The sequence below is a fragment of the Streptomyces sp. NPDC053673 genome (assembly GCF_055585225.1).
Map to the genome: position 1 here is coordinate 209272 of NZ_JBVJKN010000005.1, position 15256 is coordinate 224527.

At 68.4% G+C, this 15256-nt stretch carries 15 protein-coding genes and 1 pseudogene; 9 read left to right on the plus strand and 7 right to left on the minus strand.

Translation table 11 applies throughout. The features are described from left to right. The first annotated feature begins 157 nt into the window (after nucleotides 1-157). Nucleotides 158-1399 carry a PP2C family protein-serine/threonine phosphatase gene (locus ACZ6ZQ_RS10385; protein WP_469768119.1) on the plus strand — a complete coding sequence of 414 codons (1242 nt, stop codon included), beginning with the start codon at nucleotides 158-160 and terminating at the stop codon, nucleotides 1397-1399. Between the two features lie 338 nt (nucleotides 1400-1737). Here the strand turns inward: ACZ6ZQ_RS10385 and thiC are convergent, their stop codons facing one another. After that, nucleotides 1738-3534, minus strand: a complete 1797-nt coding sequence (gene thiC / locus ACZ6ZQ_RS10390) for a phosphomethylpyrimidine synthase ThiC (RefSeq protein WP_469768120.1) — start codon at nucleotides 3532-3534, stop codon at nucleotides 1738-1740. A 196-nt stretch (nucleotides 3535-3730) separates the two neighbouring features. Between thiC and ACZ6ZQ_RS10395 the strand changes: the two genes are divergently transcribed. Then, a complete protein-coding gene (locus tag ACZ6ZQ_RS10395; protein WP_469768121.1) occupies nucleotides 3731-5086 on the plus strand; it encodes a YibE/F family protein in 1356 nt (451 codons plus the stop codon). A 149-nt stretch (nucleotides 5087-5235) separates the two neighbouring features. Here the strand turns inward: ACZ6ZQ_RS10395 and ACZ6ZQ_RS10400 are convergent, their stop codons facing one another. The 4 genes from ACZ6ZQ_RS10400 to ACZ6ZQ_RS10415 all read right to left on the minus strand — a co-directional run bounded on the left by ACZ6ZQ_RS10400 (nucleotide 5236) and on the right by ACZ6ZQ_RS10415 (nucleotide 7558). Next, nucleotides 5236-5670 carry an SsgA family sporulation/cell division regulator gene (locus tag ACZ6ZQ_RS10400; protein WP_469768122.1) on the minus strand — a complete coding sequence of 145 codons (435 nt, stop codon included), beginning with the start codon at nucleotides 5668-5670 and terminating at the stop codon, nucleotides 5236-5238. 111 nt (nucleotides 5671-5781) lie between these two features. Continuing rightward, a complete protein-coding gene (locus tag ACZ6ZQ_RS10405; RefSeq protein ID WP_469768123.1) occupies nucleotides 5782-6486 on the minus strand; it encodes an IclR family transcriptional regulator in 705 nt (234 codons plus the stop codon). Between the two features lie 408 nt (nucleotides 6487-6894). Then, complete coding sequence (locus tag ACZ6ZQ_RS10410; RefSeq protein WP_453657745.1) at nucleotides 6895-7110, minus strand: DUF5326 family protein; 216 nt, start codon at nucleotides 7108-7110, stop codon at nucleotides 6895-6897. Nucleotides 7111-7240: 130 nt separating this feature from the next. After that, complete coding sequence (locus ACZ6ZQ_RS10415; RefSeq protein WP_453657747.1) at nucleotides 7241-7558, minus strand: cupin domain-containing protein; 318 nt, start codon at nucleotides 7556-7558, stop codon at nucleotides 7241-7243. 50 nt (nucleotides 7559-7608) lie between these two features. On the opposite strand from ACZ6ZQ_RS10415, the gene ACZ6ZQ_RS10420 reads away from it, so the two are divergent. The 5 genes from ACZ6ZQ_RS10420 (at nucleotide 7609) to ACZ6ZQ_RS10440 (ending at nucleotide 11366) form a co-directional block, all read left to right on the plus strand. Beyond that, nucleotides 7609-7989, plus strand: a complete 381-nt coding sequence (locus ACZ6ZQ_RS10420) for a phage holin family protein (protein WP_469768124.1) — start codon at nucleotides 7609-7611, stop codon at nucleotides 7987-7989. 7 nt (nucleotides 7990-7996) lie between these two features. Then, complete coding sequence (locus ACZ6ZQ_RS10425; RefSeq protein WP_469768125.1) at nucleotides 7997-8488, plus strand: low molecular weight protein-tyrosine-phosphatase; 492 nt, start codon at nucleotides 7997-7999, stop codon at nucleotides 8486-8488. Beyond that, a complete protein-coding gene (locus ACZ6ZQ_RS10430) occupies nucleotides 8485-9639 on the plus strand; it encodes a cystathionine gamma-lyase (RefSeq protein ID WP_469768126.1) in 1155 nt (384 codons plus the stop codon). Before ACZ6ZQ_RS10425 ends, ACZ6ZQ_RS10430 begins: the two co-directional genes overlap by 4 nt. Before the next feature lie 241 nt (nucleotides 9640-9880). After that, nucleotides 9881-10777, plus strand: a complete 897-nt coding sequence (locus tag ACZ6ZQ_RS10435) for a LysR family transcriptional regulator (RefSeq protein ID WP_469768127.1) — start codon at nucleotides 9881-9883, stop codon at nucleotides 10775-10777. A 109-nt stretch (nucleotides 10778-10886) separates the two neighbouring features. Next, entirely contained in the window at nucleotides 10887-11366 is a 480-nt protein-coding gene (locus ACZ6ZQ_RS10440) for an NUDIX domain-containing protein (RefSeq protein WP_469768272.1), read from the plus strand. Nucleotides 11367-11478: 112 nt separating this feature from the next. On the opposite strand, the gene ACZ6ZQ_RS10445 is transcribed toward ACZ6ZQ_RS10440, so the two are convergent. Together ACZ6ZQ_RS10445 and ACZ6ZQ_RS10450 are read right to left on the minus strand one after the other, a co-directional pair. After that, complete coding sequence (locus tag ACZ6ZQ_RS10445; RefSeq protein WP_469768128.1) at nucleotides 11479-13035, minus strand: globin domain-containing protein; 1557 nt, start codon at nucleotides 13033-13035, stop codon at nucleotides 11479-11481. Between the two features lie 319 nt (nucleotides 13036-13354). Further along, nucleotides 13355-13660: pseudogene (locus ACZ6ZQ_RS10450) on the minus strand (hydrolase); the annotation flags it as partial. 123 nt (nucleotides 13661-13783) lie between these two features. Between ACZ6ZQ_RS10450 and ACZ6ZQ_RS10455 the strand changes: the two are divergent. Both ACZ6ZQ_RS10455 and ACZ6ZQ_RS10460 read left to right on the plus strand, forming a co-directional pair. After that, on the plus strand, nucleotides 13784-14329 hold the full coding sequence (locus ACZ6ZQ_RS10455) for a DUF2269 domain-containing protein (protein ID WP_469768129.1): 546 nt from the start codon (nucleotides 13784-13786) through the stop codon (nucleotides 14327-14329). A 5-nt stretch (nucleotides 14330-14334) separates the two neighbouring features. Continuing rightward, nucleotides 14335-15243, plus strand: coding sequence for a GNAT family N-acetyltransferase (locus ACZ6ZQ_RS10460; protein ID WP_469768130.1), 909 nt, complete (start codon nucleotides 14335-14337; stop codon nucleotides 15241-15243). Nucleotides 15244-15256: the final 13 nt, after the last annotated feature.

Below are 15256 nucleotides of genomic sequence, written 5' to 3' on the forward strand. Positions count from 1 at the left end.
CGGCGCGAGGCTAGTGATCGAGCGTATCCCGGCGTGTATGGCAGCCGAGCAAGGCACCGAAGCCAAGCACACGACTGCCCCCGCGACCCACTCGTTGGAGACAGCTGACTCGACAGGCGAAGGCGATATCGGGCCGGTGACGTGAAAGGGCACGGCTATGGCGGCGAATGATCGGCAGCCCGGCAAGGACACGGTGGACCGGTCGGAGGGGTTCGGTGAGCGGCTTCTGGGGGTGCTGCTGGACCGGGCACACGAGATGCCGCCGCAGCTGATCGCCCCGCTGATCGCGGAAGAGGTGGCCCGGGTCGGTGGCCGGGACATCTCGATCCTCCTGCAGGACTACGCACAGCTACTACTGGTGCCGCTACCGGGCAGAGGGCTGGCCGTCGGCGAGCCCGAGCCGATCGGTGACTCCCACGCGGGCACGGCATTCCTGAGCGCGGCCCCTGTCGAGGTACCGCAGACCGACGGCGTCCGGATGTATCTGCCGTTGCTGGACGGCAGCGACCAGGCGGGAGTCCTGGCCCTCACCCTGAAGACCATCGATGACGACGACCGGCGCCTGCTGCGCAGGCTCGCCGGCCTGATCGCCGACATGCTGGTCACCAAGCACAGCTACACCGACCAGTTCTTCCTCACCCGGCGCCGCGAACCCATGAGCGTCGCCGCGGAGATCCAGTGGTCTCTGCTCCCACCGCTGGCGATGTCCGTCCCCCAAGTCGCCGTGGCCGGAATCCTGGAACCCGCCTACAACGTCGCCGGCGACAGCTTCGACTACGCACTCAACGAAGACATCCTGCACGTGGCCGTGCTCGATGCGATGGGCCACGGCCTCAACGCCGCCACGATGGCCACCGTCGCCATCGGCACCTACCGACACTCCAGACGTGCCGGCATCGGCCTGGCCGAGATCTACGCGTTCATGGACCGGGCCATCGCCGAGCAGTTCGACCCCGAACACTTCGTCACCGCGCAGATGATGCGCCTGAACATCACAACGGGCCACCTGCAATGGGTCAACGCAGGCCACCCCGCCCCTCTGCTGATCCGCAACCACCAGGTCCTGCGGCAACTGGAAGGCCCTACCACCTTCCCGGTCGGTTTCGGAGGTGAAGAGCCCCAGGTCAGCGAGCAGGTACTCCAACGCGGCGACCGGGTGTTGTGTTTCACCGACGGCCTGATCGAGGAGCACGAAACCGGCGAAGAGGAGTTCGGCGAGGAACAGCTCATCCGCTGGGTCAACCGCATCGAGCAGACTGAGGAGGGAGTGCGTGCGGTGGTGCGCGCCCTCTCCCACGCCCTGAAGGAGCAACGGGGCGGGAGCACCAGTGACGACGCGACCCTCTTCCTGATCGAGTGGCGCGGCGGCGCCGCCGACCACCTCGCCGTCTTGGACTGAGCCGATGCCGCCCCATCATTGACGGAGCCGAAGCGCGCAGGCCCGTGGCCCGGCCGCACCGAACGTTCAGAGCCTGCTTACCGGAACGTGCGAGGGACGGCCCAACTCGCTGAACGTTCGGAGCGAGGCTCTTTCGTCGTGCCTGGCTCGATCGGACGGTGGCTTGGGGCTCGGCGACTTCCTCCGGTCCGCGAACGTCGATCAGCGACGGTGACCGGTGGCCCAGTCAGAGGTCGCAGCCCGGGCCGCGCCACCAGGACTTGTCCTGCCAGCGCGGTTCGTGAGAGACGACAGCGTCCCCCGGAGCGTACGCCGGGGGACGCTGAGACGTCAGAAGATCAGTCCGCAATAGGCAGGTAGACGCGGTGGCCAGCCTCCGCGAACTCCTTCGACTTGGCGAGCATGCCCGCTTCAACGTCATCATCGCTGGTCACAGCGAGATCCGGGGCGAATTGCTCTGTGATGCTTCTGCTGATCTTCATCGAGCAGAACTTCGGACCGCACATCGAACAGAAATGCGCGGTCTTCGCCGGCTCGGCGGGCAGCGTCTCGTCGTGGAACTCCCGTGCCGTGTCCGGGTCCAGGGCCAGGTTGAACTGGTCCTCCCAGCGGAACTCGAAGCGCGCGTCGGAGAGGGCGTCGTCCCACTCCTGCGCGCCCGGGTGCCCCTTGGCGAGATCCGCGGCATGAGCCGCGATCTTGTAAGTGATGACGCCGGTCTTGACGTCATCCCGGTTCGGCAGGCCCAGGTGCTCCTTGGGCGTGACGTAGCAGAGCATCGCCGTGCCCCACCAGGCGATCATCGCGGCACCGATGCCGGAAGTGATGTGGTCGTACGCGGGTGCCACATCAGTCGTCAGGGGCCCCAGGGTGTAGAAGGGCGCCTCTTCGCAGATCTCCTGCTGAAGGTCGATGTTCTCCTTGATCTTGTGCATCGGGACATGTCCCGGGCCCTCGATCATCGTCTGTACGTTGTGACGCTTGGCGATCGTGTTGAGTTCCCCGAGGGTCTTCAGCTCGGCGAACTGCGCCTCGTCGTTGGCGTCCGCGATCGACCCGGGCCGCAGGCCGTCGCCCAGCGAGTACGTCACGTCGTACGCGGCGAGGATCTCGCACAGCTCCTCGAAGTTCTCGTACAGGAACGACTCCTTGTGGTGCGCCAGGCACCACGCCGCCATGATCGAGCCGCCGCGCGAGACGATACCGGTCTTGCGGCGGGCCGTGAGCGGTACGTACCGCAGCAGCACACCCGCGTGGACCGTCATGTAGTCGACGCCCTGTTCGGCCTGCTCGATGACGGTGTCCTTGTAGATCTCCCAGGTCAGCTCTTCGGCGCGGCCGTCGACCTTCTCCAGTGCCTGGTAGAGCGGGACGGTGCCGATCGGCACGGGGGAGTTGCGCAGCACCCACTCGCGGGTGGTGTGGATGTTGCGGCCGGTGGAGAGGTCCATGACCGTGTCCGCGCCCCAGCGGGTCGCCCAGGTCATCTTCTCCACCTCCTCCTCGATGGAGGAGGTCACGGCGGAGTTGCCGATGTTGGCGTTGACCTTCACCAGGAACCGCTTGCCGATGATCATCGGCTCGATCTCCGGGTGGTTGACGTTCGCCGGCAGGACCGCGCGCCCCGCGGCGATCTCCTCGCGGACGACCTCGGGAGAGACGTTCTCCCGGATCGCCACGTACTCCATTTCCGGCGTGATCTCGCCACGGCGGGCGTACGCGAGCTGCGTCACCGCCTGTCCGCCGCGGCCCCGGCGGGGCTGGCGCGGCCGGCCGGGGAAGACCGCGTCGAGGTTGCGGAGCCCGCCGCGCGGCGAGGTGTGCTTGATGCCGTCGTCCTCGGGGCGGACCGGACGGCCCGTGTACTCCTCGGTGTCGCCGCGGCCGATGATCCAGTTCTCCCGCAGGGGCGGCAGCCCCCGGCGGACATCCGTCTCGACGTTCGGATCGGTGTACGGGCCGGACGTGTCGTACAGGGTCACGTCCTTGCCGTTGGTGAGGTGCACCTGACGGACCGGCACCCGGATGTCGGGGCGTGAGCCCTCGACGTATCCCTTGTGCCAGCCGATGGACTTCCCGGCCTCCGTCGTGCCGTCCGTGCTGGAGGCAGGCGTGCGCGTGTCCGATGTGGTCATGAGACCTACTCCCTACGCCGGCATTACCCGGTAACAGGTTCGGCGGTCGGCGCAGCTGTCCCGTACGGATGTACGGCGGTCAGCGCCCTCTCAGCCCGGTGCTCCGAGCTCCCGCGTGTGCAAAGGTGCCACCACGCTAGCGCGCAGTCTGGCGTGCTGAACAGTGGGCCCCGTCCGTTCTTGCGATGATCGGTCGGTGACTTTCTCCCAGCAGACGTCGGAACCGGATGGCCACGCGGACGGCCGGACGGCTGGACACGCCCACGCCCATGCGCACGGCCACGGGCCTGTTCCACCCGTTTCACGGCATTTGCGGCGTGTCATCGCCGCGGTGCTGATCCCATTCGCCACCGCGGTGGTGGTCGGCCTCGTCGTCCTCTGGCCGGGCGGGGCACCAGGTCACGCGCGCACCGGCGTCGGCTTCGACCGCCAGACCGAAGAGGCGCGGGTGGTCAGGGTCGAGCTGGTCGCCTGCAAGGACGTCAACGCGGGGCAAGTGCCGCCGACCGGGGACACCTCCACCCCTGAGGGGCGTGAGGCGGTCAACTCCCAGCAGGGGATGTGCAAGAAAGCGACCGTCGAGATCACGACCGGTAAGGACAAGGGCCGTACGTTCGTCGAGATCGTTCAGCCGGACGCGCCACGCCAGCTGAAGGAGGGCCAGGGCGTGGTGGTGGCGTACGCCCCCGACGCCCCGCGCGATCTGCAGTACTCGGTGAGCGACCTGAACCGCGACTTTCCGATGGCGCTGCTCGCCGGGATCTTCGCGCTCGTGGTCGTCCTGGTCGGGCGGATGCGCGGTGTGATGGCGCTGATCGCGCTCGCGCTGAGCTTCGCCGTACTGACCCTGTTCATCCTGCCGGCGATTCTGCAGGGTTCGAATCCGCTGATCGTGGCCGTGGTGGGGGCGAGCGCGATCATGCTGCTGGCGCTCTACATGTGCCATGGTCTGAACGCCCGTACCTCGGTCGCGGTGCTCGGCACGCTCATCTCGTTGCTGCTGATCGGGCTGCTCGGCTCGGTCTTCATCGGCTGGGCATCCCTGTCCGGCAACACCGACGACAACACGGGACTGATCCACGGGCTGTTTCCGAACATCGACATGTCGGGTCTGCTGCTGGCGGGCGTGATCATCGGCTCGCTCGGCGTGCTCGACGACGTGACGGTGACTCAGACCTCGGCAGTCTGGGAACTGCACCAGGCGGACCCGGGGATGGGCCCGCGCGGTCTGTACAAGGCAGGCATCCGGATCGGCCGTGACCACATCGCCTCGGTCGTCAATACGCTCGTACTCGCCTATGCGGGCGCGTCGTTGCCTCTGCTCCTGCTGTTCTCGATCGCGGAGTCGAGTGTGGGGACGGTGGCCACCAGCGAGCTGGTGGCGGAGGAGATCGTACGGACGCTGATCGGTTCGATCGGCCTGGTCGCCTCTGTTCCGGTGACCACGGCGCTGGCGGCTCTGGTCGTTTCCGCCGACCGGCCGGGGGGCACCGTGACGCGCGCGATGACCGGCGCGGTACGCAGCAAGGGCCGCCGTCGGCGGGCGAAGTAGCCGGAGCTGCAGAACAGGGACCGCGCGCCACGTGCCGGAAGGCGGAGTGGGCCGCGCGCGAACTAGCCGGAGTGCAGAGGGACCGGCCACCACGTGCCGGACCTCGGAATGACCGGTGCGCAAACCAGCCGCCCTGCGGGGCCCGCGCCTCAGCCGGCGTTCTCCTCGGCGAGGATGCGCCCGAGGGCTGCCTCCAGGTGATCCTCGAAGTCACCGAGCGTGCACTCCTGCCCCAGCGGGACCAGCTTGTCGGTCCGGTCGAGGAACGCCACCAAGGGCGCGACGCTCGCCCGGAACAGCGCACGGTCGCAGCCGACCTGGAGCCGGATACGTACGTCGGACAGCCCCTCGGGCTCGGTCGGCGCGATGTGCACATCGCCGTCCCCACTGGGCCGGTTGATGCCGTCGAGCAGCAACTCCCGGCCGAACGCCCAGGTCACGGGAGCGTCGCCGGGCAGATGAAAGGTCATTCGCACCGCGTAGGGGTCTCTGGTCTCGTACCGGAGTTCCACCGGGATCCGGAAGGACAGTTCTTCCGACACCAGAAAGCTCATCAGTACCTCGGCCTGAACCGACTCGCGCATCGTGTTACCCCGCAGTGGATGAAGCAGTCGTGAAGACAGCCAGGAATGATCCCCTAGGCCCTCTTGACGCCATCGTGCTGCACCTACTAACAGATCACAAGGAGTGATTTTTCAGATACTGATAGAGAACGTGATGGGGCTGAGCAGACTTTCGATACCTCTGCGTAGTTGATCAACCGCGGGCAGCAATCTTTCTGCCTGGTGGTGAGGGAGGGAAATCGCCATCGCAGCGGCCGTGGAACCGGTGGTGACCGGAATGGCCGCGCAGACCGTGCCGAGTGCATATTCCTGTCGCTCGACCACGGGTTGCATCCGGCCCATCCCGCCCAGCCGCTCCAGCAGAGTCCGCCGGTCACGCACCGTATAGGGAGTGATCGCCTCCACGGGATGGCGATCAAGATGGTCCTTGCGGGCCGGTTCGTCGAGCTGGCTCAGCAGGCATTGGCCGAGTGCATGAGCGTGCCCCGTCTCGCGGATGTCGGCCGATTCATCGACGGCGGGAGAGTAGGGGGTGTCGGCGACCGCGACGAGTTCGATCTCGCCCTCGCGGTAGACGGCGAAGTAGATGGGTACGCCGATCGTGTCCCGCCAGTACGTCATGGCGTCCTGGATCTTGCTGCGACGATTCTGCATCGCCCCGCCGAACGCCAGCCGCTCCGCCGCCTCACCGAAGACGAACACACCCTTCTCACGCCGCAGATAACCCTCGTGCGTCAGTGTCCGCAGCAGGTGGTAGGCGGTGGGAAGCGGCAGCCCCGCCTCACGCGCGAGCTGTTTGGCAGGGGCTCCGTCGGTATGGGAGGCCACGGCCTCCATGAGTCTCAACGCCCGCTGGACCGAGCCGATCAGGGTAGGCGCGGCGGTCGTCGTAGGCGCAGAGCTGGTAGCCGTAGCCGTGGCCAAAGGTCACCCCCAGGCATGGTGACGGGCGGCTCGCCCGCCCGCGGGGGCCGCCCCCGCGCGCCCGCCGTGCTCCTTGGGACATGAGGTGTTCCTGAGATCAACGACAGAAACAACGCAGAAAGTCGCACAATCCGCTGTTCGCGGTGATCGTCGACTCAGGATTCCCAGGGGACGGCGGAGGTTTTGCCACTCTAATGGCAGCCCCCGTTCGGCCGCGTGGTACAGCCTTCACCATTCCCCCGGGCGGGCTAACAGGTGTACGTACCTTTCGTACTCTCGTACTCCTTGTATCCCCGGCAGTCGCTGTACCGCTACCAGTCGCTACCAGTCGCTCTTCGAGGACGAGGACGACGTCATGAACTTCCGTACGACGTAGATCAGTCCACCGACGATCGCCACGAAGAGAAGGATCTTGAAGAGCAGCCAGACCAGAAAGCCGACGAAACTGGCGATCATCCCGCCGAAGACGACAATGGCGATCAAGGGGATTGCGATCCACTTCACCCACCAGGGCATCCCCGTCAATATCTCCCGCACCGCCATCGTCCTTACCTCGCTTCTCTGAGTTGTCCTGGTTTCGATGCTAGAGGTGCGAGAGCAGTCTCCGGAGCCCCGGCGGCCCTTGAAGTCCCCTGAGCCGTCCCCTAGGGAAACCGGGGGTTACCTGTCAGCTCTCGGGTGGAGAGAAGACGACCAGAACCCGCAGGTCCTCCGTGATGTGGTGGAACTTGTGGGCCACTCCGGCGGGGACATAGACGACGCTGCCCCGCCCCACCTGCGTCGTTTCCATACCGACAGTGATCGAGGCCCGGCCGCTGACGACGAAGTAGACCTCGTCCTGACCGTGGGGCTGCTGCGGGTCGAGCTCGCCGGCGTCCAGTGCGTACAGTCCGACCGACATGTTCGGCTCGCGCAGGAACTGCAGATACGCACCGTCGTTGGCGGCGCGCTCCGCCTCCAGCTCGTCCAGTCGGAATGCCTTCATGTCCGTCCGCCCCTGCCGTTGGTCCGATCGTGTCTGCCACGATCAGACACATGATGAATTTCGTAGTCAAGACGATCGCGAACGCCGGAGCCCTGCTCGTGGCGATCTGGCTGGTCCAGGACATCACGCTCACTGGTGACAGCACGGGGAAGAAGGCGCTGACGCTGGTCGTCGTCGCCCTCCTCTTCGGCCTGGTCAACTTCCTTGTGAAGCCCGTCGTGAAGCTGCTGACGCTGCCGCTCTTCATCCTCACGCTCGGGCTGATCACGCTGGTGGTCAACGCGCTGATGCTGCTGCTGACCTCCTGGCTCGCCGACAAACTGGGGCTGGACTTCCATGTCGAGGGCTTCTGGACCGCGGTGCTCGGCGGCCTGATCATCTCGATCGTGTCGTGGGCGCTCAACGTCGTACTCCCCGACGACAAGGGCTGAGCACCTGATGTCCTTCTCCGTCTGTTTCGTCTGTACCGGCAACATCTGCAGATCGCCGATGGCCGAGTCCGTCTTCCGCGCCCGCGTCGAGGAGGCCGGGCTCGGCGACCTCGTCGCGGTGGACAGCGCCGGCACGGGAGGCTGGCACGAGGGCGACGGCGCCGACCACCGCACCGTCGCCGTTCTGCGGGCGAACGGCTATGAGTCCGGCCATGTCGCGCGGCAGTTCCGCGCCTCCTGGTTCGCCCGGCTCGACCTGGTGATCGCCCTGGACGAGGGACATCTGCACGAGCTGCGGCGGCTCGCCCCGACGGACGCGGACGCCGCAAAGGTGCGGCTGCTGCGCTCCTACGATCCTGTGGCCCGGGGCGAACTCGATGTCCCCGATCCGTACTACGGCGGCATGGACGGCTTCGAGGAGTGCCTGGAGATGGTGGAGGCGGCGAGCGAGGGGCTGCTCGCCGCAGTACGGCAGGCTGTCGAGGAGCGAGCGGCATGAGCGACGAGCCGAGCATGAGCGACCAGCCCGACGTGGGCGACGGAACGAGGGCCGTACGGGCCGGGCTGCCGGAAGCCCGGAAGTACGAACCGACGCTGCCGGGGCCGGTCTTCGCGGCGCACTACCACCTGCCCGGTGAGCCGACGGGCCCGTACGTCTACGGGCGCGACTCCAACCCCACCTGGACGCTGCTGGAGCAGGCCATCGGCGAGCTGGAGGCGCCGGGGGAGACGGGCGTCGAGACGGTCGTCTTCGCCTCCGGGATGGCCGCGGTCTCGGCGGTACTGCTGTCCCAGGTGCGGGCGGGCGACGTGGTCGTCCTCCCGGACGACGGCTACCAGGCCCTGCCGCTGGTGCGCGAGCAGCTCGAGGCGTACGGGGTCGAGGTGCGCACCGCGCCGACGAGGGGCGACGCACAGCTCGCCGTACTCGACGGGGCGAAGCTGCTGTGGATCGAGACACCGTCCAACCCCGGGCTCGATGTGTGCGACGTACGCCGGCTGGCTGACGCGGCGCACGCGGGAGGCGCACTGGTCGCGGTCGACAACACGCTCGCGACCCCGCTCGGCCAGCGCCCGCTGGCGCTGGGCGCGGACTTCGCCGTGGCCAGCGGCACGAAGGGGCTGACCGGGCACGGCGATGTGCTGCTCGGCTACGTGGTCTGCCGGAACACCGCGCTCGCCGCGCGCGTACGGCACTGGCGCAAGGTCGTCGGCGCGATCCCGGGCCCGATGGAGGCCTGGCTGGCACATCGCTCGCTGGCCACGCTGCAGCTCCGGACCGACCGGCAGTGCGCGAACGCGCTCGCCCTCGCGCGGGCGCTGGCCGGCCGCGCCGAGGTGACCGGGCTGCGCCACCCGGGACTGCCCGACGATCCGTCGCACAAGGTCGCCACGGCCCAGATGCGCCGCTTCGGCTCGGTGGTCTCCTTCGAGCTGCCGGACCGCGCGCACGCGGAACGCTTCCTGGCGCAGCTGCGCCTCGTCGACGACGCGACGAGCTTCGGCAGCGTCCGCTCCAGCGCCGAGCGCCGTGGCCGGTGGGGCGGCGACGCCGTGGCGGAGGGTTTCATCCGCTTCTCGGCCGGCGCGGAGGATCCGGACGATCTCGTGGCGGATGTGCTCCGCGCACTGGACGCGGCCGCGGGCTGACGCCGCCCGGCAGCCGTGAAGACGGCTGAGGAAGAAAGACGGACGGTCCGAGCCTCCCCCCTCATGGCTCGGACCGTCCCGGTCCCACGCGCGGTTGCCGACGCGGGCGCCTGCGCGTCATCGGCGCGGCTGCCGGCACTGTTCCACTCGCGAAGAACCGTGCGAACAAGGCTAGTTGACTCTGCGTCAGTGTCCAATCACGCTAGCGACAGAGGCCTATCGACTTATTTATAGTTGGACGATGGACCTGGCCCTGTTGCGCACATTCATCACGGTGCACCGGGCCGGCTCGTTCACCCGCGCCGCCGCGCTGCTCGGGCTCTCCCAGCCCGCGGTGACCAGCCAGATACGGACCCTGGAGCGGCAGCTGGGACGCCCGCTCTTCCTGCGTCAGGCGCGAGGAGTCACGCCCACGACCGTCGGCGACGAGCTCGCCCACCGGGCCGCCCCGCATCTCGACGCCCTCGTCGAGATCACCGAGGCCGGACTGGACGAGGAGTCCGGGGTCCGGACGCTCCATCTCGCCGGTCCGCCCGAGTTCACCTCCGTACGCGCCCTTCCCGCGCTCACCCCGCTGATCTCACAGGGCCTCGCGCTGCGCACGTCCTTCGTGGGCAACGCCGACGAGACCCTGGAGGGACTGGCCGCCGGGCATCATGATCTGGCCATCGCGACGGCACGCCCGCGCGGCGGGCTGCTCACCTCGACTCCCCTCTGCGACGAGGAGCATGTCCTGGTCGCCTCACCGCGCTGGGCGGCACGGCTGGGTCCCGGTGTGCTGCTGCGCAAGGGCGCTGTCGTGCTGGAGCAGCTGCCCGTGGTGGAGGTGCATGAGTCCCTGCCGTTCGTCGCCCGTTACTGGGCCGCTGTCTTCGACAGCCGGCCGTCTGCCGCGGGCACCGTCATCGCGCCCGATCTGCGCGCGGTCCTGGAGTCCGCCGCCGCAGGCGCCGGGCTTGCCGTGCTGCCACGCTATTTGTGCGCCGACGCCCTGGAGAGCGGGCGCCTGGTGGCTCTGCTCGACCCTCCCGTCCCCCCACTGCGTACCTACTTCCTCGTCGTCCGTACCGGAACGCTCGCACTCCCGCACATCGCGCGTGCGCACGAAGCGCTGCTGCGCGCCGCGGTCGACTGGTGACGGCGGGCGACGACAGGCGAACGGCAGGGCGGACGGGAGTTTCAGAACGGGTGGCGTGGGCCACTCTCTTGCCATGACCGGCAGCAATTCCCTTGCGGGGACGACCCCCCTGCCCCCGAGGCCAGTGGTCAAGCGCACCGCACGCGCCATCCTGCTCGACGGTGACGACCTCATCCTCATCAAGCGCACCAAGCCCGGCGTCGATCCGTACTGGCTCACCCCCGGCGGCGGTGTCGAACCGGAGGACGCGACCGTCGTCGACGCCCTGCACCGAGAAGTCGACGAGGAGCTCGGCGCCAAGATCACCGACGTGGTGCCCTGCTTCGTCGACACCGTCGAGCACATCGTGGACGGCGGAGTCTCGGGCGTGAAAGTCCAGCACTTCTTCGTCTGCCGGCTCGCGTCGATGGACGAATCGCGGCGCCATGGCCCCGAGGTGGACGAGCCCTGCGGCGAGTACGAGATCGTCCGTGTGCCCTTCAGCCGCGTCGGGATCGCCGCGGTCCATCTCGTACCGCTTTCGCTGCGGCACTATCTCGACGGCAACATCGAGGGCGTGCGTGCCATGCACGCGCCTGACCTGGGCTGAACCCTGGCTGCTCGGCTGCGGCTGAACCCGGTGCAGCGCGGTCCGGTGCGACTCGGTCCGCTACGGCTCGGTCCGGTGCGACTCAATCCGGTGTGGCTCAGTCCGGTGTGGCTCAGTCCGCCGCGGCGACGAGCTCCTCAAGAGAGTCGTGGCGGATGCGCTCGAACGGGATACCGACGTTCCTGAGCGCGTCCACGCCGCTGCGGATCATCCCGACCGGGCCGGAGAGATACGCGTCGTACTCGTTCCACGGACCGTACTCGCGCACGGCGTCGGGCAGCTGCGCCTTGCCGTCGACGACCGGCCGCACCTGGAGCCACGGATGGCTCTGCTGGAGCCGCAGCATCGTGTCGATGTCGTAGAGGTCGTGGCCGCTGCGCGCCCCGTAGAACACCTCCACCGGACGGCGCTCGCCGTGCTCGGCGACATCTTCGACCAGAGCCTTGATCGGGGCGATCCCGGTGCCGCCGCCGAGACACAGCAGACCGTTGTTGGTGGTGTGATCGACGGTCATCGAACCCGCGGGCGGGCCGAGCCGGAACACATCGCCGGGGCGGGCGTGGTGGACCAGCGCGTTGGAAACCCAGCCCGCCGGGACGGCCTTCACATGGAACGACAGCAGCCCGTCGGAGCGCGGCGCGCCCGCGAAGGAGTAGTGGCGCCAGATCCGCGGCCACCACGGGGTCTCCAGGCTCGTGTACTGACCGGCCAGGAAGGGGTAGGGCTGGTCCGGGCGGACGGTGATGACCGCGATGTCCGGGGTTCTGAGGTCGTGCGAGACCACCTCGCCGTGCCACCAGGCGGGCGCGAGACGCTCGTTCGCCGCCGCCGCGTCGATCATGACCTGGGAGATCGTCGTGTACGTACGGACCCAGGCGGCCTCGGTCTCGTCGTCCCAGGTCGTGGTGGCGTAACGGGTCAGCGCGCCGATGAGGGCCTCGCCGACGGCCGGGTAGTGCGCGGGCTGAGTGCCGTACTTGCGGTGACCCCGTCCCAGATGCTGGAGGTAGTCGACGAGCACGGCGGTGTTGTCCATGTGCTCGGCGGCGGTGAGCAGCGCCTTGAGGAGACGGTCCCGCTGGGTGTCCATCGCGGCGGGGAAGAGGGACCGCAGATCGGGGTGGCGGACGAACAGCAGGGCGTAGAAGTACGAGGTGACCTTGTCGGCGACGGGCGCAATCTCCGCCATGGTCCGCCGGATGAGGATCGCGTCGGGCGAGGCGTTGTCGTCACGGACGCCGGAGAGCGGATCGGGGGCGGGCCGAGCAGCCTCCGCACTGCGGGCGGAGCCGTGGTGCGGAGCGTGCGGCTCAGGGGCACGGTACTCGGACGCGGCCTGGGGCACCGCCTGCGGCACCTCCTGGGGCGCGGCGGCCCCAGGGGCCTCCGGCGCTGTCCGTGCCGGGGGGACCGTGGACCCGCGGGCCGTTGTCCCGGAGGCCCGGTCCGCCCCGGTGCCGACCGGGCGTATGGAGGCGACGGGCCGGCTCGGGGTCGCTATTCGCCCCTCGCTCGCTTCGCCCGGCGCATCCATGGGGCCCTCGTCAGCCCCGGGAGCCGGCCGGCCCGCGGCAGACCGCTTACGAGGTGTGAACCAGCCTCCTCCGCCGTTCGCACCGTTCTCGCCGGAGGTGCCGTTGTCGGCCGACGTGGTGGTCGGAGCGTCCATTGTGTGCCTCGCCTCGAACATCTCTCGGTCGGTCTGCGCACTTCCGTTGGTCCGGAACGTGCTCTCAATTCCCCGCTCTGCCTCAGGACTCCTGTCCGCCCACATTAGCCTTCGCGATTTCGAGAATCAGGACGAGCGGGACCGGATTGCGTCAATGCCCGCAGCACTCGTCGTCGCAGCATGCCAGGTGGCACGTTCGCATCGGACAAACAGCGGAAAGTCCGGGTATCCGTACCCGTTTTCCCGTTAGGCTGCATCGCCCCCATGTCCGTAAGCGCGGCCGGGTCTCGGGCCTGCAGGGCATGCCCCCGCACCCGAACTATCGAAGGAATCGGACCAGTTCGTAGGCCTCCCGCAGATCTCTCCCCGTATAGGCGTGTGTGGAGAGCCCGGACAGATGATGGTCCGCATTCACCGCCACCGCAACGGGCACCGCGGCGAAGATCTGCGCGTCGGACTTCGAATCACCGTAGGCAACGCAGTCGTCCAGCTCAAGCTCGAACTCTGCACAGAGCTGGTTCGCGATCTTCACCTTGGCCGTCGCATCAAGAATGCCGGACCGGTCGACCGGCTCGCTGAACGGAACCGACGGCCAACGTGAACCGTGGGTGGCGTGCGCACCCATGCCAGCAAAGTGTTCCGTCGAGGTCGAAGAGGTGCGGTCTCGCCATGTACGCCGAGGCTAGTACGCCCGGTTACTCCCGCCGTCAGACGCGGAAGAGACCGTCTCCCCGGCACGGTGTTTCACGTGAAACCACTGAAGCGCCCCGCTCGCCGGGCCATCCTCGTCGTCCATGTCTCCGCGTCCGCGGGCTGGCTCGGGCTCTCCCTCGGGCTGCTCGGACTGAGTGTCGCCGCGGTCGCCTCGGGATCTCCCGCCGTCGCCGAAGCTTCGTACCGCTCCATGGCCGTCTTCGCGAACTGGCTGATGATCCCCGTCGCCCTGCTCACCCTCGGCAGCGGCCTGGTGCTCTCGCTGGGCACACCATGGGGTCTGGCCCGCTATCGCTGGGTCTGGACCAAGTTCTGGCTGACGCTGCTCACCACCGCACTGACGGCGTTCTCGCTGCGGCCGGGTGTGAACGCCGCAGCGCGGGAGGCTGCGGCAGGTCTCTCCGTGGCGGACCCGTCCGGTCTGCTCGCCGCCCCCATCGTCTCCCTCTCCACATACCTCTTCATGACCGCGATCTCGGTCCTCAAGCCCTGGGGAATGACGCGGCGCGGACGCCGCCTCCGGGTCTCGGCCACTTCCGGTAAAGCGCTGGACGGGCGATCTCTGCGTCCGACAGCCTGACCTTCATGTCAACACCGTTCAGCGAGTTCGCCATCCGGCGTCTGACCCCGGCAGACCTGTTTTCCTGCGCCGATCTCTCCGAGGACCGCGGCTGGCCGCGCGAGGAGCACAAATGGGGCCTGCTGCTCGCGGCAGGAACGGGGTACGGCATCGACGACCCCTCGGGCAAGGGCCTCGTCAGCGCGTGTGTGGTGACCTCGTACGGTCCGGGCCCTGCCTCTGGCATGGACCCTGTCCATGGTTCGGGTCCGGCCAACGGCCAGGGGCTCGCCGCCATCGGGATGGTCCTCGTGGCCGAGCGGTATGCCCGGCGTGGCATCGGGCGGCGTCTCATGCAGCATGTGGTGGCCGAGGCCGGGGAGACCCCGCTCACCCTGCATGCCACGCCGAACGGACAGCCGCTGTACGAAGAGCTGGGCTTCACGGTCGTCGGTCGCGCCGAGATGGTTCGCGGCCACTTCCGCCTCTCCGGCCCTGCTCCTCGGGCCACGACCCGCCCAGCGACCGCGGAAGACCTGCCGGCGATCCTCCGCCTCGACGCCGACGTCTTCGGCCAGGACCGCACGCTCATGATCACGCGCCTCCCGGCATTCGCCGACCAGCTGAGGGTCGCGGAGGCCGACGGTGTCCTCACGGGCTACGCGGCCGCCTGGCCCAACATGGAGACCCATGTCATCGGCCCACTCATCGCCCGCGACACGGACACGGCGAAGTCCCTGATCCTCTCTCTGGCCAACGCGACGGACCGCCCCCTGCGCACCGACATCGACGTACGCCACGAGGAACTGCTCACGTGGGTGAAGGCGAACGGCCTGAGCCCGATCGCCTTCAACGCCGTCATGACCCACGGCACCCCCGTACTGCCGGGCGACTGGACCCGCCGCTTTGCGCCTTTGACGGTCGCGGCGGGCTGAGCGCGTCCGCGCC